The sequence below is a fragment of the Burkholderia sp. MSMB2157WGS genome (assembly GCF_001532755.1).
Taxonomy (GTDB): Bacteria; Pseudomonadota; Gammaproteobacteria; order Burkholderiales; family Burkholderiaceae; genus Burkholderia.
This window is the reverse complement of record NZ_LPJG01000053.1, coordinates 87,004-109,781: the sequence shown is the minus strand read 5'-3', so window position 1 is coordinate 109,781 and position 22,778 is coordinate 87,004. Positions and strand designations below refer to the sequence as shown.

The window sequence follows — 22,778 nt, the reverse complement described above, 5'->3', positions numbered from 1 at the left end:
TATAACCGGCTGTAAAAACGGGTCCCGGGCGGCCGCGCCTGGGCGGCCCCTTCAGATCGCCAGCCCGTCGGGCGTCGCCTGCGCACGGTGCTTCGCGAGCGCGCGCAGGCAGTGCGCGATGCAGCCCGCGAACGCCTCGTCGAACCACGGCTGCGCGCCCGACACGCCGACCACGATGCCGCCGAGCGCGACGCCGCCCCACAGGTTCGTGTCGCCGGCGCGCAGCCGGTACGGCTCGAGCGCCTGCACGACGTGGCCGTCGCGGCCCGTTTCCCATGACAGCCGCGCCTTGGCCCGCGCATACGCGCGATAGTCGGCGTCCCAGTCCTTCGGGTCGGGCAGCGAAAATTCATACAGGATCGCGTCCTCGAACGCCGCGTCGTGCGGCCCGAGCGCCGGGTCCATGATCACGATGTGCAGGCAGCCGCTGTCGCCGACGAAGTCGCTCTGCAGCGCGGCGGCCAGGCTCGGCAGCAGCAGCTCGACGGCCGCCACCGCGGCCTGGCGGTCGGCGAACGCACTACCGCCGCGACGCGCGTTCAGGGCTTCGGGTGTCGTCGGATTCAGAAGGTTCGGCATGGATTTCTCCGGAGGAAAACGCGAGCGCACGCAACGCCGCGATCAGGTCGGCCGCTACCGCGGGCTTGGTCAGGTACGCATGGAAACCGGCTTCGACCGCGCGCGTGCGATCGCGATCGCGCGCATGGCCGGACAATGCCAGCGCCTCGAGCGGCGCGCGGCCGTCGCGATCGCGCGCGGCGTCGAGCTGGCGCACGCGCGACATCACCGTATAGCCGTCCTCCTCGTCGTCGCCGAGGTCGATGTCGCAGACGAGCAGCGCCGGCCAGTCGGCCCGGCGCGCGCGCCACAGGTCGTCCAGCAACGCCTGGCCCGACGCATACGCGTGCACGTCGGCGCCGGCCACCTGCAGCAGTGCGGTGAGCGCGTCGCGCGCCTCATCGTGGTCGTCCACGCACGCGATGCGCAGGCCGTCGAGCGGCCTGGCCGTCGCCGCCACGCCGGCGTCCGCGTTCGGCACGGCGCCGCCCGGCTGCATCGACGCCGGCGCCACCGCGCACAGCGGCAGCGACAGGTGCAGCGTCACGCCGACATCGTCGCGTTCGCGCACGACGTAGCCGCCGGCCTCCTCGATCGTGTCCTGCAATCGTTCGAGATCGATCAGCGACAGTTCGGTGGCGTCGACGCCCGCGCACGCGATCGTGATCCGCGCTTCCGGATCGTGGCGCGCCGTGCGCACCTCGAGTTGCCCGCCGCTGCTCGCGTCGATCGCGCCGCGGCACAGTTCCCACACGAAGCGCCGCAGCGCGGCCGGATCGGCCTTGACGACGAGATCCTCGTCGGACACGTGGCGGAACACCGGCACGCCGCGCTGCGCGGCCGCCTCCGCCAGCGCATCGAGCACCTGCGACACGAGCGGGTTGATCCGCACCGGCTGGCGCGCGAACTTCGCCTCCGTGCGTTCCAGTTCGCGCTGCTTCGCCTGCAGCGACCACATCTGCGCATACACGCCGCCGCTTTCGAGCAGCTCGTCGTGCGTGCCGTGCTCGACGAGCCGGCCATGCTCCATCACGAGGATGCGATCGGCATCGACGATCGTCGACAGCCGGTGCGCGATGATGAGGCTCGTGCGATGCTGCGCGACGCGCATCAGCTCCTGCTGGATCGCGCGCTCCGAGCGCGTGTCGAGCGCCGACGTCGCCTCGTCGAACACGACGATCGGTGGCGCCTTCAGCAACGCGCGCGCGATCGCGACACGTTGCCGCTCGCCGCCCGACAGCCGCACGCCGCGCTCGCCGACGCGCGTGTCGTACGCGTCGGGCAACCGCTCGATGAACGCGTCGAGCTGCGCGCCGCGCGCGGCCGCGACCACTTCGCCGCGGGTCGCATCGCGCTTGCCGTATGCGATGTTGTACGCGAGCGTGTCGTTGAACAGGATGGTGTCCTGCGGGACGATGCCGAGCGCGTCGCGCAGGCTGCGCTCGGTGACGAGCCGCAAGTCCTGACCGTCGATCCGGATCGTTCCCGCGTCGGGCTGATACAGCCGGAACAGCAGCCGCGCGAGCGTCGACTTGCCCGAGCCGCTGCCGCCGACCACGGCGATCGTCTGCCCGGCCTCGATGCGGAACGACACGTCGAACAGGATCTGCCGGCTCGGCTCGTAGCCGAAGTCGACATGCTCGAACTCGATCGCGCCGCCGCGCACGACGAGCGGCTGCGCACCGGGCGCATCGCCATCCTCGCCGGGCTTGCCGCGCGCATCGAGCAGCCCGAACAGCCGCTCGACGTTCGTCATCGCATCGTTCGCCTCGCGAAACACGAAGCCGAGCGCGTTCAGCGGCAGGCTGATCTGGATGATGTATGCGTTGATCAGCACGAGATCGCCGATCGTCATCGCGCCGCGCGCGACCTGCTGCCCGGCGAGCAGCATCACGGCCGCGATCCCCGCGCCGATGCACGCGCTCTGCCCGATATGCAGCGTCGACAGCGCGTACTGGTTGTCGACGCCGGCTTCGCGCCACGCGTCGAGCACGCGATCGAGCCGGTCGCGCTCGACGTCCTCGCGGGCGAAGTACTTGACCGTATCGACGTTCAGCAGGCTGTCGACCACCCGCGAATTCGACTCGGCCTCGAGCGCGTTCACACGCCGCTGGTAACGCATGCGGCGGCGCGTGAACACGACCGTATAGGCCGCGTAGACGGCGAACGTGACGAGAATGATCGCGGTAAAGCCGCCGCCGTACTTGCCGATCACGATCACGAGCACCGAGCCGATCTCGATGGCCGTCGGCACGATCGTGAACACGGCGACGCCGAGCAGGTAGCCGATGCCGGCCGTGCCTTTCTCGAGGTCGCGCACGACGGCGCCCGTCTCGCGCTGCGCATGAAAGCGCGCGCCCAGCCGGTGCAGGTGACCGAACGTGCGCACGGTAAACGACGCGACCGTATGCTGAGTGACCTGCACGAAGGTCATGTCGCGCACTTCGTTCAGCGCGTTCGACGCGAAGCGCACGACCGCGTACGCGAACAGCAGCAGCACCGGCCACGCCAGCGGCTGGCCGGCCACGCGGCCGAAACCGTCGACGATGTCCTTGAGCAGCAGCGGCACCGACACGGCCGCCGCTTTCGCGAGCACCAGCAGCCCGATCGCCGCGAGCACGCGCGCGCGGTAACGCCAGATCGCGCGCCACAGTTCGCCCGCGATCCGCAGCCGCAAGCCACGCGCGTCGCCGCGCGCGCGGGGTGCGAGGGCATCATGGTGCCTGGTCGGCGTGTCGTCGATTCCGGTCGTCATGCACGCGTTGCCCGCGGTCGGGGTCGAGCCGTTTCACCCACGGCCGTCAGTGGCGCGATTCACGCTCGCGGCCGGGCACGACGGTGCCGGGCTCGGGGTCGCGCACGGCAGGCTGGGTCGGCGTGACGGTCCGCTGATCCGGATGCAGCACCATGCCCGTATCGTGTTCGCCGTCGCGGCGCACGCGCACGCGATTCTCGACGTCGCGCACCCCCATGCAGCCGTCGGCCAGATCCTCGATGTCGTGCCTCATCCAGCGTGCCGGCACCGTGCCGTCCAGCTCGACGCGCCCCTCTTTCACCTGCACGGCCACATCGCTCACGTCGATCTCGAGCGCATGCGCGAGCCGCTCGCACACGTCCTCGCGAATCCGCTCGTCCGAGCGCGTATAGCCTTTCGGCCCGCGGCGATGGCGCAGCGCATCGCGTTCGGCTTCGCTGCCGAACCGCGACAGGTCCGGGGCGCGGCCGCCGTAGCGCGGGTCGCCGCGAGGGTCGCCAACGTCGCGCTCGCCGCCGTACCAGCCCATCCGGTGCTGACCGCGGAATTCCCGGCGTTCGTCGCCGTACCGGCCTTCGCGGCCCTCCGCGCGACGACCCGTCCCGCCGTAGCCGCGCTCGGGGTCCCGCGCCGGCTGGCGCGCGCCGCCCGGCCAGTCCGGGCCGGCGCCGCCGCGCCGCTGGTCGGCCGGGCGCGCGGCGCGCTCGGTCCATTCGCTGCCCCAGTCTTCCGGGCCCACGTCCTCGCTCGCGAAGCGGCGGTAGGCCGATTCATCGTCTTCTTCCGGCCATCGCGCCGGGTCGTCCGGGATGCCGCGCTCGCCGGCGCCCCGGTACGCGCGTTCGTTGCGCTCCTGCCAGTCGGGCGGGCCGCCACGCGCGCCATGCCGTCCGGGATATCGTCGTTGCATCGTGTCTCTCCTTGATCGCGCCTGCGCCGCGCATGGCCCCATGCCGCGTCGCGGCGCGCATCGGTCGGGTCAATGCAAATCGCGTGCCGGGGCCGTTGCCGGGCCGCGACGGTTGGGCACCGCAGCGCCGGGAAGCCGTCCGCGCCCCAATCTGCAACGCGATTGCAGTTTTTGCGCGCCGGGTGTCACGGCGCGCCGCCGGGGCCGCCCCCGTCGTCCGGTTCGTCCGTGCGACCGGGCTCGCTCAGCCGCTCGGTGCGGTCCGGCTCGATGTCGGCACCCTCCTCGAGCGTCGAGTCGCCGTCCGCCGACGCGCGCTCGCCGGTGCCCGCGCGGTCGGTATCGCTGTCGAGCAAGGCGTCGCCGCGTTCGAGCGCGTGATCGTCGAGCGGCGAGTCGACGTCGAACGGATGGCGCCGCGCGCCCGCCGTGTCGCTGCCGCTGTCGGACGAGTCGCTCGGGCCGAGCGCACGGCCGTCGCGGCCGCGGCTGGCGTTGTCGTCGTCCGGGCCGGCCGGTTCGTTGTCGGGATTCAGCGTGCTGTTCATGTCGATCTCCTTGCCTGGCTTGCCTGCCGTGCAGCCGGCCGGACGGCCGCGGCACGGCAGGGGGACCGAACCGTCGTGCAATCGGCATGCCGCGCCGGCCGTAGTCGGACGCGCCGGCGCGAATCCGGCTCGCGGTGCGGTGGACGGCACGGCCGATGCGCACCCATTGATCAGCCGAATCGAGTTCCCTTATTCTTTCGGACGTGCCAATCCGGTTCGCGTAGCCGCCCCCGGCGTGTCCGGCGGCGGGCGGACGGTATTCGGCCGCCCGCATTTTGGACCTGCCGCCCACCGATGACGAACGACGACGCCGACCTTCACCCGCCTCTGCCGCCTGGCTCGCACGACGCGCGGGACCTGCTGCACCGCTTCGCCGAATTCCGGTTCCAGACCGTGGTGGAGGCGATCACCGATTACGCGGTGTTCATGCTCGACCCACAGGGCAACGTCGCGACCTGGAACGCCGGCGCGCAGCGCATCAAGGGTTACCGCGCCGCCGAGATCGTCGGCCGGCACTTCTCGCAGTTCTATCCGTCCGACGCGATCGCGGCCGGCCGGCCGGCGCACGGGCTCGCGCTGGCCGCCGCGCACGGCCACTTCGCGGACGAAGGGTGGCGCGTGCGCAAGGACGGCACGCAGTTCTGGGCGAGCGTGACGATCACGCCGGTGCGCGACGCGACGCACCAGCTGTGCGGCTTCATCAAGATCACGCGCGACATGACCGAGCGCAAGCGGCTCGAGGAACTCGAAGCATCGACGCACCGGCTCAGCGTGTTCATCGCGATGCTCGCGCACGAGCTGCGCAATCATCTCGCGCCGCTGCGCAATTCGGTCGGCGTGCTGCAGACCCTGCCCGATCCTGCACCCGAGCTCGCGCGATGCCGCGACGCCGTGCACCGTCAGGTCGGGCAACTGACGCGGCTCGTCGACGATCTGCTCGACGTTGGGCGCATCACGGCCGGCAAGGTCGAACTCGACGATCGCCCCGTCACCGTGCGCGACATCGTGTGCCGCGGCGTCGAGAGCATCCAGCCGAAACTGGCCGCGCGCGGGCAGTGGATCCGTGTCGACCTGCCCGACGATTCCGTGGTGCTGCACGGCGACGACGCACGGCTCGTCCAGGTGCTGCACAACCTGCTCGACAACGCATCGAAATTCTCGCCGCACGGCGGCCGGATCGACGTCGGCGCGCGTATCGACGGATCGTCGGTGGCGATCGACGTCGTCGATCACGGCGTGGGCATCGCACCCGGCGCGCTCGAAACGATCTTCGACCTGTTCCAGCAGGAAGGTGCGTCGGGCCGCTCTCCGTCCGGCGGGTTCGGGCTCGGTCTCGCGATCTGCCGGTCGTTCGTCGAGCTGCACGGCGGGCGAATCGTCGCGGCGAGCGACGGGCCCGGCCACGGCGCGACGTTTACGGTCTGGCTGCCGATCGTGCAAACGGCGCGCAACGAACGCAACGAGCGCGCCGAACCGCGCACGCCCGCCGCGCCCGCTCAGCCGGCCGTCGTGCCGCTGCGCGTCGTCATCGTCGACGACAACCGCGACTCGGCCGACACGCTCGCGGTGCTGCTGCAACTGAAAGGCCATGCGCCGCGCGTCGCGTACAACGCGGCCGACGCGCTGGCCCTCGCGCGCGACTATGCGCCGCAGTTGATGCTGCTCGACCTGACGATGCCGGACGTCGACGGCTTCGCGTTGCTGGAGAAACTGCGCGCGATCGATGCGCTGCGCGACACGATCTGTGTCGCGCTGTCCGGCCATGCACGCGCGTCGGATCTCGCGCGCACCGAACGCGCGGGCTTCGACGACCATCTCGTGAAGCCCGTCGAGATGGCCGTGCTCGATGCGTTGCTTCAGCGCGTCGCGCGCGACGTTCAGGGCACGCCGTAAGCGCCCGTGCTCAGGCCATCGCGCGGCACATCGCCGCGCAGGCCTCGCATGCGAGCGCGCAGCGGCGGCAATGTTCGTGCGCATGCCGCGAACACTCGGCCGCACACAGGTCGCACGCGTGTGCGCACAGTCCGCAAATGCGCGGGGCAAACGCGCTGCGGCGCGCCATCGCGCCCGACGCGAAGCGGCACAGCTGCGCGCATTCGATGTCGAGCGCGATGCAGCCGGCCAGCGCGTGCACGTCGCGCTCCGCGAGGCACGCGGCCGCACAGGTGTCGCACGCGTGCGCGCAGGCGTCGCACGCGGCCATGCAGTTGTCGTATCGATCCGTCATTGCAGTGCTCCCGGTTGAGGTTGGTGTCGTCACGGCGCCAGCTTCACCTTCATCCAGCCCGGTTCGCGCACGTCGAACGCGCGGTACGCGTCGATCGCGTTCGTCAGCGGCTCGCAGCGCGTGAGCACCGACAGCGGATCGAACGCGCCGCTGCGCACGAGCTCGACGAGCGGCGGCGTCACCGTCCGGTGATTGCAGTTGCCCATCTTGATCGTCAGGTTGCGGTTCATCGCCTCGCCGATCGGAAACACGCGGGCCGCCGGCGGATACACGCCGATCACCGCGACCGTGCCGGCCTTCGCGACCGCGCGCACCGCCCATTGCAGCACCTGCGACGGCCCGTCGCCCGGCACCCAGTTGCGACCGTCCGGCTTGCGGTGCGGCGCGATCGCGTCGACTTCCGCATCGAACGCGCGCGCGGCGTCGCGATCGGCCGCCGCCGGCCCGTGCGTCGCGCGCATCGCGTCGACGCCCACCGCGTCGATCACGCGATCGACGCCGATCCCGCCCGTCAGCCGCAGCACCGTATCGACCGGATCGTCCTCGGAAAAATCGACGATCTCGGCGCCCTGCGCGCACGCCATCTCGAGCCGCGACGCGATGCGGTCGATCGCGATCACGCGCCCGGCGCCCATCAGCTTCGCGCTCGCGATCGCGAACTGGCCGACCGGCCCCGCGCCGAACACGGCGACCGTGTCGCCCGGTTTCACTTCCGCGAGCTGCGCGCCGAAATAGCCGGTCGGGAAAATGTCCGACATCAGGATCGCGCGATCGTCGTCGATCGCGTCGGGCAGCCGGATCAGGCTCGCGTGCGCAAGCGGCGTGCGCGCGTATTCGGCTTGCAGCCCGTCGAACGGGCCCGTATCGGCCGGCCCGCCGAAGAATGCGGTGCCTGCCCGCGGCCCGCCCGGGTTCGCGGCGTCGCATTGCGCGGTGTAGCCCGCGCGACAGTAGGCGCAACTGCCGCACGCGATCGTCGACGGAATCAGCACGCGATCGCCGCGCCGCAGGTTGCGCACGTCGCGCCCGACCGCCTCGACGATGCCGACGCCTTCGTGGCCGAGAATCGTGCCCGGCTTCATGCCGCCGAGCGTGCCGCGCACCATGTGCAGATCGGTGCCGCAGATCGCGCTGGCGGTCAGGCGCACGACCGCGTCGGTCGCCTCGGAGACTTCCGGATCGGGCACCGTGTCGATGCGAATGTCGCCGATGCCGTGAAATACGACTGCTTTCATGTCTGGCCCTCCTTGTCGAAAGCGGAAACGGTGAATGTGACCGTCGAGCCGATCGAGCAAGGCATGCTCCTGTGCAGCGCGCGTGCGGCGCGCCGCGATGCACGGACAGGAAGCGCTTTGTTTTCGAGGAGGGGGCGTGCCGGCGCGTCGGTCCGTCGACGGGCCGCTGCCGCTGCCGTCGTCACGCGCGTTCGAGATTGCTTCGACGAGCGTCGGTTCGGCGCCGAGCGACGGTGTCTTGTCGGTCGCGTCGCCGCCCAGCGGCGCGCGGCGCGTCGATATCGGAACAGGACAACACGTCGCGCGTGGCTGATACGATCGACGCACCGCGTTCGCGCACGACGGAGGGCCCCGACCGATGCAAGCCACCGACACTTTCATGGATCACGAAATTCGCGTCGACGCGACGCGCAACGCGAACGGCGCGTGGGTCGCGCAGGTGCGGATCTTCCGCGACGGCGCGCCGGTCGATCTGCCCGCGCCCGAACTCGTCACGCCCGAATGGCTCACGTGCGACGAAGCGCTGCGCGGCGGCATCGACCAGGGGCGCGTGATGATCAGGACGCGCGATCGGTAACGACGCCCGGAACATCCGCGCGTCGCGATGCGCGGCGCGAACCCGGTTTCGAAACATGCACGGACGTCGGGGTTCGTCGCGCCTCCATCGACGGTTCGGCCGGTGCCGTCATGCCGCCGTCACGCGGCGGCCATCTGCCGCTCGAGCGCCGCTTCGGCCTTCAGGTTGTCGAGATCGCGGCCGATCGTCACGACCGCGAGCCGCGTGTTGCCGCGCCAGTAACCGATCGAGCAATCGTGCGCGCCGAGGTCGCCGTCGATCTCCACGCGATCCCATTGCTCCGCATGGCCGACATAGCGGATCGTCAGGTCGTACTGCTGACTCCAGAAAAACGGCGCCGCGTCGAACGGCCGCTGCTGGCCGAGCATGTTGCGCGCCGCGACGCCGCCCTGCCGCTCGGCGACGACCCAGTGCTCGACGCGAATCCGCTCGCCCGTCAACGGATCGGGCCAGCGCGCGATGTCGCCGGCCGCGTAGATGTCGGGCGCGCTCGTCCGAAGGAAGCGGTCGACCGTCACGCCGCGTTCGACGGCGAGCCCCGCGTCCTGCGCGAGCCCGACGTTCGGATGCACGCCGATGCCGACCACCACGACGTCGGCCGGCAGCACGTCGCCGTTCGACAGCGTCACGCTGTCCGGCCCGATCCGCGCGGGCGTCGCGCCGAGATGAAACACGACGCCGTGCGCCTCGTGCAGCGCCTTGATCGTGTCGCCGAGCGCATCGCCGAGCACGCGGCCCATCGGATGCGCATCCGGCGCGACGACGTGCACGTCGAGCCCGCGCGTGCGCAGCGCGGCGGCCGCTTCGAGCCCGATGAAGCTCGCGCCGACCACCACGCAACGGCGCGCCGTTTCCAGCTTGCCGATCAGCGCATCGCAATCGGCGCGCGAGCGCAGCAGGCAAACGTGCGGCAGATCGGCGCCGGGTACGTTCAATCGGTTCGGCTCGGCGCCGGTGGCGAGCAGCAGCGCACCGTAGTCGACACGGCCGCCGTCGGCCAGCTCGACCGCCCGCTGCGCGGGATCGATGCGCACGACCCGCGTGTTGCAGCGCACGTCGATCCGCTGCTCCTCATAGAACGACGGCGCACGCAGCGGCAGCCAGTCGGCCTGCGCGGTGCCCGCGAGGTAATCCTTCGACAGGTTCGGCCGGTCGTACGGCGGATCGGCGTCGGCGCTCAGCAGCGTGATCGAATGCGGATAGCCTTCCTGCCGCAGCGTCACCGCGGCCGCGATCGCAGCGGCGCCGCCACCGACGATCACGACCGACGCGGGCAGCCCGGCTGCCTTCGGCGCAGCCGGTACGGCGACCGGCCGCGCATCGAGTACGACGGCGCGACCGTCGCGCCGCTCGACGCGCCAGCACGGCAGCCCGTCGAGCGCCGGCGCGCGCTCCATCTCGCCGGTGCGCAGGCAGAACGCCGCGTGATGCCACGGGCAGCGAATCGTGTCGCCGACCAGCAGGCCCTGGGCCAGCGGGCCGCCGTAGTGCGGGCATTGCGCGCCCACCGCGAACAGTTCGTCGGCGCGGCGCACGAGCAGCACCGCCGCGTCGCCGACATGGCCCTCGATCAGCGCGCCGTCGGCGAGATCGTCGAGGGCGATCCCTTGCGTGAGATCGGGTGAGGACGCAGCATCGCTTCCAGTCATGACGTGACTCCCGGAAAGTCAGGTAACGATTCCATTATCGACATCCGTCCTGGAAAGAACAGGCACAGACGCCCCGCAGCGCACGTAAACACCGACTGTAGCCTGGACGCGATCCATGATCGGCATAGCACGCGATCGACGTTGCGGCGCAACACGGCGGCCGCTCCGCGAGCGGCCGCCGCCGTGTGAGCCATCGCAAGCCGCGTGCCGACGCGCGCCCGCTCTCCGAGCACCGGCGCGCAGCCGTACCGGCCGCGATGACGGCGCACCACGCGGCGGTACGTTCAGCCGACGCAGGCTGCGGCGAGCTTCCCGACGACGACGACCGCGTGCTCGATCTCCGGCGACCACGGGCTGCTGTAGTTCAGCCGGATGAAGTTCCGGTAGTTGTCGGTGATCGAGAACATGTAGCCCGGCCCGATCGTGATCCCCTGCTCCAGCGCGAGCTGATACAACCGCATCGCATCGACCTGCGCGGGCAACTCGACCCACAACACGTAGCCGCCCGCCGGGCTCGACATGCGCGTGCCCTCCGGAAAGAACCGCGACACCATCGCGCGCATCAGGTTCGCCTGCTGCGCATACGCCTTGCGCAAGCGCCGCAGGTGATGCTCGTAGCCGTCGCGCTCGAGAAACTCCGCGATCGCGAGCTGCGGCAACGACGGCGTCGCGAGCGTATTCAGGAATTTGAGTTTTTCGACCTGTTCGCGATAGCGCCCCGGCAGCGCCCAGCCGATCCGGTACGCGGCCGTCAGGCTCTTCGAGAACGACGAGCAATGCAGCACGATCCCGCTACGGTCGTACGACTTCAGCGAACTCGGATGCGTGTCGCCGAAATACAGTTCGTTGTACACGCCGTTCTCGATGATCGGCATCCCGGCTTTGGTTGCGAACTCAACCAGTTCGCGCTTGCGCTCGTCCGGCATCTGGAAGCCCAGCGGGTTCTGGAAGTTCGGCATCACCATGCACGCGGCGATCGGCTGCGACTTCGCGATCGCGGCCAGCGCCGCGATGTCGATCCCGTATTCCGGATGCGTGGCCACTTCGATCGCCTTCATCCCCATCCGCTCGATCGCGTGCAGCATCGCGTAGAACGTCGGCGACTCCACCGCGATCGTGTCGCCCGGCTTCGCGACCGCCTGCAGGCACAGGTTGATCGCCTCCGTCGCACCGACCGTCACGATGATCTCGTTCGGATCCACCGACATCCCGTTTTCCAGGTAGCGGCGCGCGATCTGCCGGATCAGCCGCGGGTGGCCCGGCGGCAATCCGTCGGTCACGCCCCACAGCGATTTGTCGCGGCCGGCCGCGTACGCGTAGCGATTCAGCTTCTCGAACGGAAACAGGCTCGGGTCCGGATACGGCGAGCCGAGCGGCACCGCGTCGTCCGTGCCGATCGAGCGCAGCGTCGATAGAACGAGCCGACTCACGTCGACCGACGACGAGATCGCGATCGGCTTCGACGGTCGCAGTTCGCGCACCGGCGCATGACCGTCGTCGCGACGCAGGTTCACGAAATAGCCCGACTGCGGCCGGCTTTCGAGCAGCCCGCGGCTCTCCAGCAGCAGATACGCGTGCAGCACGGTCGTGATGCTGATCCGGTGCTGCTGGCTCGCCTGCCGCACCGACGGCACACGATCGCCGTGTCGATATACCCCTTGCCGAATGAGTCGCTCTACGTCGTTTGCAAATTTCTCGTAGAGCTTCATCCGCCTCGCCCCGCCAGCGATGAACCGGCCTGCCCCGCACGAGCGGTACGGCCACGCCGACGCATGAAGCCGGATAGCCGTCGCCGGGCGCGGGTGTCCCGGTGCGGACCTCGTCCGTTACCGAAATTGAAGGCGGATAGCAATGCGAATCTCATCAAGACAAGGTTCGGCATCCTACTGCGTCATTTCGGCGAATGTAAGTGACAGTTTGGCGAGGAAAACTCAAATCCGGCCGGCGTGGTGAACAGATGCGAACGCGACGGCGCGGCCGCGCCGCGGCCGTTCGCCGCGCACGTCATGTCATGAAGTACCGCGGGTGCCGAAGGCGCCGGCGGTAATGCGAGGCCCGGCCACGCGCGGGCTCGCTCGCGCTCACGCGTCGTCGACGTTGTCCGCGTAGTGGTCGATCGCGACCTTGCACTCGTCGAACACCGCCGTCAGCAGCTCGACGTCGTTCGACTCGATCCACTTGCGGATCTGCAGGAACTGGCCGGTGCCGAGATCGGCGATGCGGTCCGGATCGTCGGTCGTCACGTCGACGACCGCGATCGCGCGGTTGCCGGGCAGCGGCGACAGCGTCGCCGCGATGTCGAAGCGCCGGTACGATTGATCGATACGCATGCCATGCCCCCGAATCGGTTCGAAAGGAACGCGCTCAATCGAGCGCCTGGCGAAAGACCTTGCCGCCGAATCCCGTCACGACGTTGTCGACCGAGAACGGCGTGTCCTCCTTCGCTTCGAGAATGACCGCGACGCTGCCGGGCACGAGCCGCGCCGCGACCGTCTCGACGAACGCACCGTCGAGCAGCGCATTGCCGGCCGCGTGCGCGAGCATGCCGGCGCCCGCGCCGGCCGCCATGCCGGTCGCCACGCCGAGCGGCCCGGCGAGCAGGCCGAGCAACCCGCCCGCGATCGCGCCGATCACGCCGCCCTTGAACGGCCGCGATTCGGCGTCGAGCACCGCGAGCTTGCCGTTCGCGTCCTTCTCGACGACGACGCCGTTCTCGATGTGGAATCCTTCGTTCTTCTCCGACAGCGCGTCGAAATCGTTCGCGGCCTGCCGAGCCGTGTCGACGCCGCCGAACACGGCGACGATCAATTGCCTGGTCATGCGACACCTCGTGTGGTGGGATGAAGGTAGGACCGCCGCACCTCGCGCGGCGCGCCGGGGTTCGCTCCGCATGCCGCCCGCGCGTTACTTGCGGGCATGCACGTCGTCCTCGACATCGTCGACGTCCGCCGGAAAGCGGTGCTGCCCGAAACTCAGGATCAGCACGCCCACCGCGAGCAGCACGATTCCGAAGGTCGTCATCAGCATCCGCTCGGGACTGTCGGTCGCGCCGCGCAGGATCAGGTCGCGCGCGAGCGACGTCATCGCGATGAACAGCGGAAACCGCACCGGCAGCCGGCCGAGCCGCAGATAGCGCAGGTCCATCGCGAGCACTTCCAGATACAGGAACATCAGCAGCAGGTCGGTCAGCGACACTTCGCCCGCGAGCACGACCTTCCACGCTTCCTGCGTCATCGCGAACGCGGTCGCCAGCCCGATCACGACCAGCCCGGCCAGCTCGGCCGCGTGCAGGAAATGACCGAAGCGGCGACGAATGCGCTCGGCGGTCGTATCGGCGGATGCAGTGGACGTATTCAACGCGTTGACCGGTGCAGTGTCGTAGAGGGTGCGATCGATGCCGCGTCGCCGCGGCGGGTGGTGTCGGGTAACGGAAAGCCCGCGACGGGCGGACCGGAAACCGTTGCGCACGCATCGGCTGCGCTCGCGCCGGTCGCCTGCGCGACCGCGGACAGCGTCCGCCGGCAACACGCGTAAAACGCGACGCCGGCATCGGTGCACACGACATCGTCGCCCGCGCGATCCAGCAGCAACCGGCAGCCGAGATAGCGTTCGAGGCCATCGAGCCGCGCATCGACCTGCGCGACGTCGAGCTTCAGATCGGACGCCGCGCCGCGCAGCCCGCCCTGCTCGACGATTGCACCGAAAATACGCATCGCTTCCAAAAGGTTCATCATGATGGCCGTCGTCGGGCGGAGCGGAACCTAATCTACTGCACGCGACACGCACGCTCAAGAGCACAGCGCCGCGGGCGTCAGGAGTACAGCTGCGCCGCCGCCGCACAAAACCCGGCCCGGTTTGATCCATTCGAATGACAGATCGTCGATACGTGTTCCAAAGACCCGCCGAAGCTGCTAGATTGCATGCTCGACGACGTTACGCGGTGCGGCAGTTCACGCGCCGGGCGAACGCGCGGCGCCACCGTCCGCCTTCCCTTCGCGCCGGGGGGCGGCCGCCGCCGCTGCGGCCCGTTGCGCGATGCCCGCGCAACGTCCTTCATCCGCATGTCACACAGAGCACAGAGAACCGTCGCATGACACAGTTCAACCGTTCGCCTTCGCGCGCCGCGGCTGCCGCGGCCCGTCCGTCCCGACCCGACTGACCGGCAGGCCGCGATGCAGACGCCCCCTCCCCCGATCTCCCAGGCCGTTCACAGCACGATCACGCGCAGCGCGATCTTTCTCGTGGCGACGATCAATCCCGGCGCCGATCACGCCGACACGATCCGTTCGTGGTGCGGCGACATCGCCGCGCTCGTGCGCTCGGTCGGCAAGCGCGTACCGGGCGGCAACCTCACGTGCGTATGCGGCTTCGGCTCCGATGCATGGGATGCGCTGTTCGGCGAGCCGCGTCCGGCGTCGCTGCATCCGTTCCGCGAATTCGGCGCCGGCCAGCGCGTCGCGGTCGCGACGCCCGGCGACATCCTGCTGCACATCCGCGCCGAAGCGATGGACCTGTGCTTCGAGCTCGCGACGCAACTGCTCGGCGCGCTCGGCGACGCGGTCACGGTCGTCGACGAAGTGCACGGCTTCCGCAATTTCGACCAGCGCGCGATGATCGGCTTCGTCGACGGCACCGAGAATCCGGAAGGCCGCGCGGCGGTCGACTTCACGGTGATCGGCGACGAGGATGCCGAATTCGCGGGCGGCAGCTACGTGCTCGTGCAGAAGTACCTGCACGACATGGCCGGCTGGAACGCGCTCGCGGTCGAGACGCAGGAGCGCATCATCGGCCGCACCAAGCTGTCCGACATCGAGCTCGCGCCGGACGTGAAGCCGTCGTGCTCGCACAGCTCGCTGACCACGCTCGACGAGGGCGGCCGGGAAGTGAAGATCCTGCGCGACAACATGCCGTTCGGGCGCCCGGGCGCCGGCGAATTCGGCACCTATTTCATCGGCTATGCGCGCTCGCCGGCGCCGATCGAGCGGATGCTCGAGAACATGTTCGTCGGCCGTCCGCCCGGCAACTACGACCGCCTGCTCGACTACAGCCGCGCGGTCACCGGCTCGCTGTTCTTCGTGCCGTCGGCCGACCTGCTCGAAGCGCTCGCCGATCGCGCGGCGCCGGCCGCCGGCGCCGCCCAACCGGAATCCGCGCCGTCCGCGCCGCCGCGCGACGGCTCGCTGAACATCGGCTCGCTGAAAGGAATCCCGACCTATGAATAACCTGCACCGCGAACTCGCCCCGATCTCGTCCGCCGCCTGGGAACAAATCGAGGAGGAAGTGGCGCGCACCTTCAAACGCTCGGTGGCCGGCCGCCGCGTCGTCGACGTCGACGGCCCCGCAGGCCCCGAGCTGTCGGCCGTCGGCACCGGGCACCTGCTCGACGTCGCCGCGCCGCGCGAGCACGTGAACGCGCGGCTGCGCGAAGTGCGCACGATCGTCGAGCTGACGGTGCCGTTCGAGTTGAGCCGCGACGCGATCGACAGCGTCGAGCGCGGCGCGCGCGACGCCGACTGGCAGCCGGCGAAGGAAGCCGCGCAGCGGCTCGCGTTCGCCGAAGACAACGCGATTTTCGACGGCTACCGCGCGGCCGGCATCGTCGGCATCCGCGAAGGCACGTCGAACCGCCGGCTCACGCTGCCGGCGGACGTGAGCGCGTACCCGGATGCGATCAGCGACGCGCTGGAGGCGCTGCGCCTCGCCGGCGTCGACGGCCCGTACTCGGTCGTGCTCGGGTCGGACGCGTACACCGCGCTCAGCGAAGCGCGCGACCAGGGCTATCCGGTCCTCGGCCACATCAAACGCATCGTCAGCGGCGAAATCATCTGGGCGCCGGCGATCAGCGGCGGCTGCGTGCTGTCCACGCGCGGCGGCGATTACGAGCTGCACCTCGGGGAAGACGTGTCGATCGGCTACACGAGCCACACCGACAAGGGCGTCCGCCTGTACCTGCGCGAAACGTTCACGTTCCTGATGCTGACGAGCGAGGCATCGGTGGCCGTGGCGCCGCAGGACGGCGCGGCCGCCTGAGCGCGGTTGCCGGCGCGCGATGCCCGCCCGGGCGTCGCGCGCGACGCTCGCGCTGCCGGCCGCAGGTTCGTCGCCGATCCAGCCCATCTCGCATGGAGGATGTCATGAGCGAATCGAATGACGCATTACAGGCGCTGCAAGCGTCCGTCGCTACCCTGCAGCAGAAGGTCGATGCCAACGCGGGCAGCCAGGCCGGCGATACCGCCGTGCTGTTTACCGTCGTGTCGCTGATGCTGGCCGAGCTGCCGCCCGACACGCGCAACCTGATCGAGGATTCGTTCTCCGTCTGGGCCAATGGTCTGTCGAATGCGACGCTCTCGGCCGACGTGAAGCAGATCGCACGGCAACGGCTCGCGATGACACTGTCGGACTGATCGCGGTCGACCGCGGTTGCGCGATGTCCGGCGCGTACCGTGCACCCCGCGCTCGCCTGCGCCGGCCCCACGGCGCGCACCGGCTGCGGTGCGCGCGGGGCCGGGCGTAGCCGGTTCGCGCCCGCGCTGCGTGTCGCACTCCGGTTCGCTCGCCGCTTCACTCCCCGCTTCTCTCCCCCTTTCGCTCACGGTTTGCCGGCTGCCGGCGCCCTGCGCGCCCATGTCGCACCGCGCCGTTCGCCCGCCGCCCTTTACCGCTTTCCCGCCCCCTTCCACCGCCGGCGGCCCGCGCCGCCGTGCGCGCGCCCGTCTGTACTCCTTGCCGTCGAATCGCGCGCCCATGTGAGGGTGCAATTCACGGCCGGTCCGGCATGGAACTGTGTCTTGGATGGCCCGCGCCGATTCGCTATTTTGAACGCAGTCGAAGCGATGCCGTGGGCTCCTCTCGGCACGCGCGCTTTCCGCCCGGACCGCGACCGTGCGCCACGCCGGCGCGCGCTGCGCGATCGCACGGGTGCGGCCCGCGCGCCGCCGCGGTGCGTGTCGTGCCTGCGCGGTCGGCGCGCGTGAGCGCCGCACCGCATCGGGCTTCACCCTTCGCCCCACCTTCACCGACAGGAGCCAGACCACCATGCCCGCACTTTGCGATATCTGTCACGCCCGGCCGGCCGTCGCGCGCGCAACCGTGATGCAGGACGGCGAGCGCAAGACGATCTCGATCTGCGATTACCACTTCCGCCAGCTGATGCGGCATCAGAGCATGCTCAATCCGTTCGATTCGCTGTTGGGCGGCGGCGGACCGTCGTCGTTGTTCGGCGGCCTCGGCGACGAATCGCCGCTCGCCGCCGAGATTCCGCGCGAATCGGTCGACCCGACCGACGCATTCAGCGAACAGACGCTCGAACTGCTGCAGCGCGCGGCCGAGAAGGCGCACGAGCTGCGCCGCAGCGAGCTCGATTCCGAGCACCTGTTGTACGCGCTCGCCGACACCGACGTCTGCGCCGCGCTGCTGAAGGAATTGAAGCTGTCGCCGCAAGACATCCGGTCGTACATCGACGAGCACGCGCACACCGGCACGGCCGCGCCCGATGCGCCGCTCGACAAGCTGTCGATCTCGCCGCGCGTGAAGAAGGCCGTCCAATACGCGTTCCAGGCGTCGCGCGATCTCGGCCACTCGTACATCGGCCCCGAGCACCTGCTGATCGGGCTCGCATCGGTGCCGGACAGCGTCGCCGGCACGCTGCTGAAGAAATACGGCGTAACGCCCGAGGCGCTGCGCCAGAAGGTCGTGAAGGTGGTCGGCAAGGGCGCCGAGGACGGCCGCGTCGACGCGCCGACCGGCACGCCGAACCTCGACAAGTTCGGCCGCGACCTCACCGCGATCGCACGCCAGGGCAAGCTCGATCCGGTGCTCGGCCGCGCGCAGGAAATCGAAAGCACGATCGAGGTGCTCGCGCGCCGCAAGAAGAACAATCCGGTGCTGATCGGCGAGCCGGGCGTCGGCAAGACGGCGATCGTCGAAGGGCTCGCGCAGCGGATCGTCAACGGCGACGTGCCCGAAGTGCTGCGCGACAAGCGGCTCGTCGAAGTCAACATCAACTCGATGGTGGCCGGCGCGAAGTATCGCGGCGAATTCGAGGAACGCGCGAAGCAGCTGATCGACGAAGTGACGGCGAAGCAGGACGAACTGATCCTGTTCATCGACGAGCTGCACACGATCGTCGGCGCGGGCCAGGGCGGCGGCGAAGGCGGCCTCGACATCGCGAACGTGCTGAAGCCCGCGCTCGCGCGCGGCGAGCTGAGCCTGATCGGCGCGACGACGCTCAACGAATACCAGAAGTACATCGAGAAGGACGCCGCGCTCGAACGCCGCTTCCAGCCCGTGTTCGTGCCGGAGCCGAGCGTCGAGCAGACGATCGTGATCCTGCGCGGGCTGCGCGACAGCCTCGAGGCGCATCACCAGGTGACGTTCGCCGACGACGCGTTCGTCGCGGCCGCCGAGTTCGCCGACCGCTACATCACGTCGCGCTTCCTGCCCGACAAGGCGATCGACCTGATCGACCAGGCGGCCGCGCGCGTGCGGATCGGCGCGACGTCGCGTCCGGTCGACATTCAGGAAGGCGAAGCGCAGATCGCGCAACTGAAGCGCGAGCAGGACTATGCGACCTCGCGCAAGCGCTTCGACGAAGCGAAACAGTTCGAAGAGCAGATCAACGCGAAGCAGAAGGCCGTCGACGAGATGATGGAGGCGTGGCAGCGCAAGACCGGCTCGGAGACGCTCGAAGTGACCGTCGAATCGGTGGCCGAGGTCGTGTCGCGACTGACCGGCATCCCCGTGTCCGAACTCACGCAGGAAGAACGCCAGAAGCTGCTGAAGATGGAAGAGCAGTTGCGCGAGCGCGTGGTCGGCCAGAGCGATGCGGTGGTCGCCGTCAGCGATGCCGTGCGGCTGTCGCGCGCGGGGCTCGGCCAGACGCACCGGCCGATCGCGACGTTCCTGTTCCTCGGGCCGACGGGCGTCGGCAAGACCGAGCTCGCGAAGGCGCTGGCCGAGACCGTGTTCGGCGACGAGCAGGCGATCATCCGCATCGACATGTCGGAATACATGGAGCGCCACGCGGTCGCGCGGCTGATCGGCGCGCCGCCCGGCTACGTCGGCTACGACGAAGGCGGCCAGCTCACCGAGCGCGTGCGGCGCCGCCCGTACAGCGTGATCCTGCTCGACGAGATCGAGAAGGCGCACCCGGACGTCTACAACGTGCTGCTGCAGGTGTTCGACGACGGCCGCCTGACCGACGGCAAGGGCCGCGTGGTCGATTTCAGCAACACGATCATCATCGCGACCAGCAACCTCGGCGCGGCGATCATCATGGACAACCTCACGCAGCCGGAAGCCGCGCGCAAGACCGACAAGGCGATCCGCGACGAACTCATGCAGGTGCTGAAGGGGCATTTCCGGCCCGAGTTCCTGAACCGGATCGACGAGGTGATCGTCTTCCACGCGCTGTCGAAGGACGACATCCGCGCGATCGTGCAGATCCAGCTCGACCGCGTGGTGCGCACGGCCGCCGCGCAGGACATCACGCTCGTGATGGGCGACTCGCTCGTCGCGCACCTGACCGAAGCCGGCTACCAGCCGGAGTTCGGCGCGCGCGAGCTGAAGCGCCAGATCCGGCAGACCATCGAGACGCGACTCGCGAAAGAGATCCTCGCCGACCGGCTGAAGTCGGGCGACCGGTGCGAAGTCGACTACGACGAGGACAGCGACGAAGTGAAGTTCAACAAGCTCGCCGCGCCCGAAGCGAAGGACACCAAGGCAGCAAAAGGCACGAAGAACGCGAAGCAGGACGCCGACGGCAAGCCTGAAGCGAACGGCAAGGCCGGCAAGGCTGCCAACGCAACCGGCGACGCGAAGCCGGACGACACGCCCGCCGACGCCCCGCCGCCCACGGCGAAGCCCGGCAAGAAGTCGTCCGGCGCGAAGAAGGACGCCCGCTAGAAAAACGCATGCCCCGCCACCCGGGGCACGCATGACCGGCTCCGTCCGCCGGACGGAGCCGCCCCACGCCGCGACACGGCGCAACCGAGCCGCCCGCACCGGGCCCGGCTATTGGAGATTCACATGACAAATCGACGCGAAGTGCCAGGCATCAGGAAATACGATGGGCCCGCCGGCGGTTGGGGCGCGCTTCGCGCGACAGCCGATGCGGTGCGCACGCAGATGGAAACCATCGAGGCGCCGATCGTGCTGATGCGGACCAACCAGCCCGACGGCTTCGACTGCCCCGGCTGCGCGTGGCCCGACAAGGAGCACAAGTCGACGTTCCAGTTCTGCGAGAACGGCGCGAAGGCCGTCACGTGGGAAGCGACGACCAAGCGCGTGACGCCCGAGTTCTTCGCGGCGAACACCGTGTCGTCGCTGCTGCGCATGTCGGACTACGAACTGGAGAACATGGGCCGGCTCACCCATCCGCTCGTCTACGACCGCGCGACCGACACGTTCCGCGCGATCGAATGGGACGACGCATTCGCGCGCATCGGCGAAGTGCTGCGCGCGCTGCCGCCCGAGCAGGTCGAGTTCTACACGTCGGGCCGCGCGTCGAACGAAGCCGCGTACCTGTACCAGCTGTTCGCGCGCGAGCTCGGCACCAACAACTTCCCCGACTGCTCGAACATGTGCCACGAGCCGACCAGCGTCGGCCTGCCGCAATCGATCGGCATCGGCAAGGGCACCGTGTCGCTGGAGGATTTCGACCACTGCGAGCTGATCATCTCGATCGGCCACAACCCCGGCACGAACCATCCGCGAATGATGGGCACGCTGCACGAGTGCGCGCGCCGCAACGTGCCGATCATCGTGTTCAACCCGCTGCGCGAGCGCGCGCTCGAACGCTTCGCCGATCCGCAGGACATGATCGAGATGGCGTCGTTCGGCTCGACGCGAATCGCGTCGACGTACTACCAGGTCGATGCGGGCGGCGACGCGGCCGCGCTGAAGGGCATCATGAAGGCGCTGCTGCGGCTCGAGGCCGAGCAAGGCAACGTGCTCGACCGCGACTTCATCGCGCAGCACACCAGCGGCTTCGAGGCGTTCTCGGCCGATCTCGACGCCACGTCGTGGGACGACATCGAACGCGCGAGCGGCCTGAGCCAGGCGCAACTCGAACAGGTCGCGCTCGCGTATGCGAAGTCGAACGCGACGATCGTCACGTACGGGATGGGCGTCACGCAGCACAACAAGGGCACGGCCACCGTGCGCCTGATCGCCGACCTGCTGCTGATGCGCGGCAACATCGGCAAGCCCGGCGCCGGCGTGTGCCCGCTGCGCGGTCATTCGAACGTGCAGGGCAACCGCACGGTCGGCATCACCGAGAAGCCGTCGGCCGAATTCCTGAAGAAGATCGAGGACGTGTGCGGCTTCACGCCGCCCGCGCAGCACGGGCACGACGCCGTGCAGGCGATGCAGGCGATGATCGACGGCACCGCGAAGGCGCTGCTGTGCCTCGGCGGCAACTTCGCGGTCGCGCTGCCCGATCCGGAACAGTCGTTCCCGGCGATGGCGAAGCTCGACCTGAGCGTGCATCTCGGCACGAAGCTCAACCGTTCGCACCTGCTGGTCGGCAAGGAAACCTTCATCCTGCCGGTGCTCGGCCGCACCGAGCTCGACATGCAGGCCACCGGCCGGCAGTCGATCACCGTCGAGGATTCGATGTCGATGGTCCATGCGTCGGCCGGCAAGCTCAAGCCCGCATCGGACCAGTTGCGCTCGGAGCCGGCGATCGTGGCCGGCATCGCACACGCGACGCTGCCGAACAGCAAGGTCGCATGGCTCGACCTGATCGCCGACTACGATCGCATCCGCGACCTGATCGACAAGACGGTATCCGGCTTCGAGGCGTTCAACGAGCGCATTCGCACGCCGGGCGGCTTCCGCCTGCCGCTGCCGCCCACCGAGCGCGTGTGGCCGACGCCGACCGGCAAGGCGATGTTCTCGGTCTACAAGGGCGTGAAGGAGGACGCGGACGTGCTCGGCGCCGAACAGGTGCTGCGCCTGATCACGCTGCGCAGCCACGACCAGTACAACACGACGATCTACGGGCTCGACGATCGCTATCGCGGCGTGTTCGGGCGGCGCGACGTGCTGTTCATGAACGCGGCCGATCTCGAGAAGTACGGGCTCGAACACGGCGACCTCGTCGACATCGAGACGGTCACCGCATCGGGCCGTACGCTGCGCCTCGAGAAGATCACCGCGATCGAGTACGACATCGCGCCGGGCTCGGTCGGGGCATACTACCCGGAAGCGAACGTGCTCGTGCCGCTCGATTACATCGACAAGGAAAGCGGCACGCCGTCGTACAAGTCGGTGCCGGTGCGCGTCGTGCGCTCCGCCGTCGTGTGATGCCGCGGCAGGC

At 69.4% G+C, this 22,778-nt stretch carries 19 protein-coding genes; 7 read left to right on the top strand and 12 right to left on the bottom strand.

Annotated features, from left to right (window positions below):
• Positions 1-51: 51 nt before the first annotated feature.
• The 4 genes from WT53_RS30030 to WT53_RS30015 all read right to left on the bottom strand — a co-directional run bounded on the left by WT53_RS30030 (position 52) and on the right by WT53_RS30015 (position 4,771).
• On the bottom strand, positions 52-579 hold the full coding sequence (locus WT53_RS30030) for a hypothetical protein (protein WP_034185503.1): 528 nt from the start codon (positions 577-579) through the stop codon (positions 52-54).
• Entirely contained in the window at positions 521-3,313 is a 2,793-nt protein-coding gene (locus WT53_RS30025; RefSeq protein WP_034209277.1) for an ABC transporter transmembrane domain-containing protein, read from the bottom strand. The genes WT53_RS30030 and WT53_RS30025 overlap by 59 nt, the downstream gene beginning before the upstream one ends.
• Before the next feature lie 46 nt (positions 3,314-3,359).
• The gene (locus WT53_RS30020; RefSeq protein WP_034209278.1) at positions 3,360-4,223 is read right to left on the bottom strand and encodes a BON domain-containing protein; all 864 of its coding nucleotides are present in this window, start codon (positions 4,221-4,223) and stop codon (positions 3,360-3,362) included.
• 185 nt (positions 4,224-4,408) lie between these two features.
• Positions 4,409-4,771 carry a hypothetical protein gene (locus tag WT53_RS30015; protein WP_034209279.1) on the bottom strand — a complete coding sequence of 121 codons (363 nt, stop codon included), beginning with the start codon at positions 4,769-4,771 and terminating at the stop codon, positions 4,409-4,411.
• A gap of 294 nt (positions 4,772-5,065) precedes the next feature.
• On the opposite strand from WT53_RS30015, the gene WT53_RS30010 reads away from it, so the two are divergent.
• A complete protein-coding gene (locus WT53_RS30010) occupies positions 5,066-6,664 on the top strand; it encodes an ATP-binding protein (RefSeq protein ID WP_034209280.1) in 1,599 nt (532 codons plus the stop codon).
• A gap of 10 nt (positions 6,665-6,674) precedes the next feature.
• On the opposite strand, the gene WT53_RS30005 is transcribed toward WT53_RS30010, so the two are convergent.
• The gene (locus WT53_RS30005; RefSeq protein WP_034209281.1) at positions 6,675-6,998 is read right to left on the bottom strand and encodes a four-helix bundle copper-binding protein; all 324 of its coding nucleotides are present in this window, start codon (positions 6,996-6,998) and stop codon (positions 6,675-6,677) included.
• Positions 6,999-7,027: 29 nt separating this feature from the next.
• Positions 7,028-8,233, bottom strand: a complete 1,206-nt coding sequence (locus tag WT53_RS30000) for a zinc-dependent alcohol dehydrogenase (RefSeq protein WP_034209282.1) — start codon at positions 8,231-8,233, stop codon at positions 7,028-7,030.
• 358 nt (positions 8,234-8,591) lie between these two features.
• Here WT53_RS30000 and WT53_RS29995 point away from each other — a divergent pair, with 358 nt between their 5' ends.
• Positions 8,592-8,810: a DUF6566 family protein gene (locus tag WT53_RS29995; protein ID WP_034209283.1), complete on the top strand. Its 219-nt coding sequence runs from the start codon at positions 8,592-8,594 to the stop codon at positions 8,808-8,810.
• 119 nt (positions 8,811-8,929) lie between these two features.
• On the opposite strand, the gene WT53_RS29990 is transcribed toward WT53_RS29995, so the two are convergent.
• The 6 genes from WT53_RS29990 to WT53_RS29965 form a co-directional block, all read right to left on the bottom strand.
• A complete protein-coding gene (locus WT53_RS29990) occupies positions 8,930-10,459 on the bottom strand; it encodes an FAD-dependent oxidoreductase (protein ID WP_034209284.1) in 1,530 nt (509 codons plus the stop codon).
• Positions 10,460-10,743: 284 nt separating this feature from the next.
• A complete protein-coding gene (locus WT53_RS29985; protein WP_060262556.1) occupies positions 10,744-12,168 on the bottom strand; it encodes a PLP-dependent aminotransferase family protein in 1,425 nt (474 codons plus the stop codon).
• Positions 12,169-12,540: 372 nt separating this feature from the next.
• Positions 12,541-12,789, bottom strand: coding sequence for a hypothetical protein (locus tag WT53_RS29980; protein WP_034209286.1), 249 nt, complete (start codon positions 12,787-12,789; stop codon positions 12,541-12,543).
• Positions 12,790-12,823: 34 nt separating this feature from the next.
• On the bottom strand, positions 12,824-13,279 hold the full coding sequence (locus WT53_RS29975; RefSeq protein WP_034209287.1) for a DUF1269 domain-containing protein: 456 nt from the start codon (positions 13,277-13,279) through the stop codon (positions 12,824-12,826).
• An 84-nt stretch (positions 13,280-13,363) separates the two neighbouring features.
• On the bottom strand, positions 13,364-13,816 hold the full coding sequence (locus tag WT53_RS29970; protein WP_034209288.1) for a phosphate-starvation-inducible protein PsiE: 453 nt from the start codon (positions 13,814-13,816) through the stop codon (positions 13,364-13,366).
• Entirely contained in the window at positions 13,813-14,190 is a 378-nt protein-coding gene (locus WT53_RS29965; RefSeq protein ID WP_034209496.1) for a LysR family transcriptional regulator, read from the bottom strand. Before WT53_RS29965 ends, WT53_RS29970 begins: the two co-directional genes overlap by 4 nt.
• Positions 14,191-14,631: 441 nt before the next feature.
• Between WT53_RS29965 and WT53_RS29960 the strand changes: the two genes are divergently transcribed.
• The 5 genes from WT53_RS29960 (at position 14,632) to WT53_RS29940 (ending at position 22,765) form a co-directional block, all read left to right on the top strand.
• Positions 14,632-15,681, top strand: coding sequence for a Dyp-type peroxidase (locus WT53_RS29960; RefSeq protein WP_034209289.1), 1,050 nt, complete (start codon positions 14,632-14,634; stop codon positions 15,679-15,681).
• Positions 15,674-16,489, top strand: a complete 816-nt coding sequence (locus WT53_RS29955; RefSeq protein ID WP_034209290.1) for a family 1 encapsulin nanocompartment shell protein — start codon at positions 15,674-15,676, stop codon at positions 16,487-16,489. The genes WT53_RS29960 and WT53_RS29955 overlap by 8 nt, the downstream gene beginning before the upstream one ends.
• A 104-nt stretch (positions 16,490-16,593) precedes the next feature.
• A complete protein-coding gene (locus WT53_RS29950) occupies positions 16,594-16,863 on the top strand; it encodes a hypothetical protein (RefSeq protein ID WP_034209291.1) in 270 nt (89 codons plus the stop codon).
• 631 nt (positions 16,864-17,494) lie between these two features.
• The gene (locus tag WT53_RS29945; RefSeq protein WP_034209292.1) at positions 17,495-20,362 is read left to right on the top strand and encodes an ATP-dependent Clp protease ATP-binding subunit; all 2,868 of its coding nucleotides are present in this window, start codon (positions 17,495-17,497) and stop codon (positions 20,360-20,362) included.
• Positions 20,363-20,485: 123 nt separating this feature from the next.
• On the top strand, positions 20,486-22,765 hold the full coding sequence (locus WT53_RS29940; protein WP_034209293.1) for an FdhF/YdeP family oxidoreductase: 2,280 nt from the start codon (positions 20,486-20,488) through the stop codon (positions 22,763-22,765).
• The last annotated feature ends 13 nt before the right edge of the window (positions 22,766-22,778 follow it).

What these genes read in the sequence shown, in the direction of transcription:
- WT53_RS30010 (WP_034209280.1), top strand. Translation starts at nt 5,066, where the DNA reads ATGACGAACGACGACGCCGACCTTCACCCGCCTCTGCCGCCTGGCTCG.
- WT53_RS30030 (WP_034185503.1), bottom strand. Translation starts at nt 579, where the DNA reads ATGCCGAACCTTCTGAATCCGACGACACCCGAAGCCCTGAACGCGCGT.
- WT53_RS29995 (WP_034209283.1), top strand. Translation starts at nt 8,592, where the DNA reads ATGCAAGCCACCGACACTTTCATGGATCACGAAATTCGCGTCGACGCG.
- WT53_RS29950 (WP_034209291.1), top strand. Translation starts at nt 16,594, where the DNA reads ATGAGCGAATCGAATGACGCATTACAGGCGCTGCAAGCGTCCGTCGCT.
- WT53_RS29985 (WP_060262556.1), bottom strand. Translation starts at nt 12,168, where the DNA reads ATGAAGCTCTACGAGAAATTTGCAAACGACGTAGAGCGACTCATTCGG.
- WT53_RS30020 (WP_034209278.1), bottom strand. Translation starts at nt 4,223, where the DNA reads ATGCAACGACGATATCCCGGACGGCATGGCGCGCGTGGCGGCCCGCCC.
- WT53_RS30000 (WP_034209282.1), bottom strand. Translation starts at nt 8,233, where the DNA reads ATGAAAGCAGTCGTATTTCACGGCATCGGCGACATTCGCATCGACACG.
- WT53_RS29975 (WP_034209287.1), bottom strand. Translation starts at nt 13,279, where the DNA reads ATGACCAGGCAATTGATCGTCGCCGTGTTCGGCGGCGTCGACACGGCT.
- WT53_RS29990 (WP_034209284.1), bottom strand. Translation starts at nt 10,459, where the DNA reads ATGACTGGAAGCGATGCTGCGTCCTCACCCGATCTCACGCAAGGGATC.
- WT53_RS30005 (WP_034209281.1), bottom strand. Translation starts at nt 6,998, where the DNA reads ATGACGGATCGATACGACAACTGCATGGCCGCGTGCGACGCCTGCGCG.
- WT53_RS29945 (WP_034209292.1), top strand. Translation starts at nt 17,495, where the DNA reads ATGCCCGCACTTTGCGATATCTGTCACGCCCGGCCGGCCGTCGCGCGC.
- WT53_RS29955 (WP_034209290.1), top strand. Translation starts at nt 15,674, where the DNA reads ATGAATAACCTGCACCGCGAACTCGCCCCGATCTCGTCCGCCGCCTGG.
- WT53_RS29965 (WP_034209496.1), bottom strand. Translation starts at nt 14,190, where the DNA reads ATGAACCTTTTGGAAGCGATGCGTATTTTCGGTGCAATCGTCGAGCAG.
- WT53_RS29940 (WP_034209293.1), top strand. Translation starts at nt 20,486, where the DNA reads ATGACAAATCGACGCGAAGTGCCAGGCATCAGGAAATACGATGGGCCC.
- WT53_RS30025 (WP_034209277.1), bottom strand. Translation starts at nt 3,313, where the DNA reads ATGACGACCGGAATCGACGACACGCCGACCAGGCACCATGATGCCCTC.
- WT53_RS29980 (WP_034209286.1), bottom strand. Translation starts at nt 12,789, where the DNA reads ATGCGTATCGATCAATCGTACCGGCGCTTCGACATCGCGGCGACGCTG.
- WT53_RS30015 (WP_034209279.1), bottom strand. Translation starts at nt 4,771, where the DNA reads ATGAACAGCACGCTGAATCCCGACAACGAACCGGCCGGCCCGGACGAC.
- WT53_RS29960 (WP_034209289.1), top strand. Translation starts at nt 14,632, where the DNA reads ATGCAGACGCCCCCTCCCCCGATCTCCCAGGCCGTTCACAGCACGATC.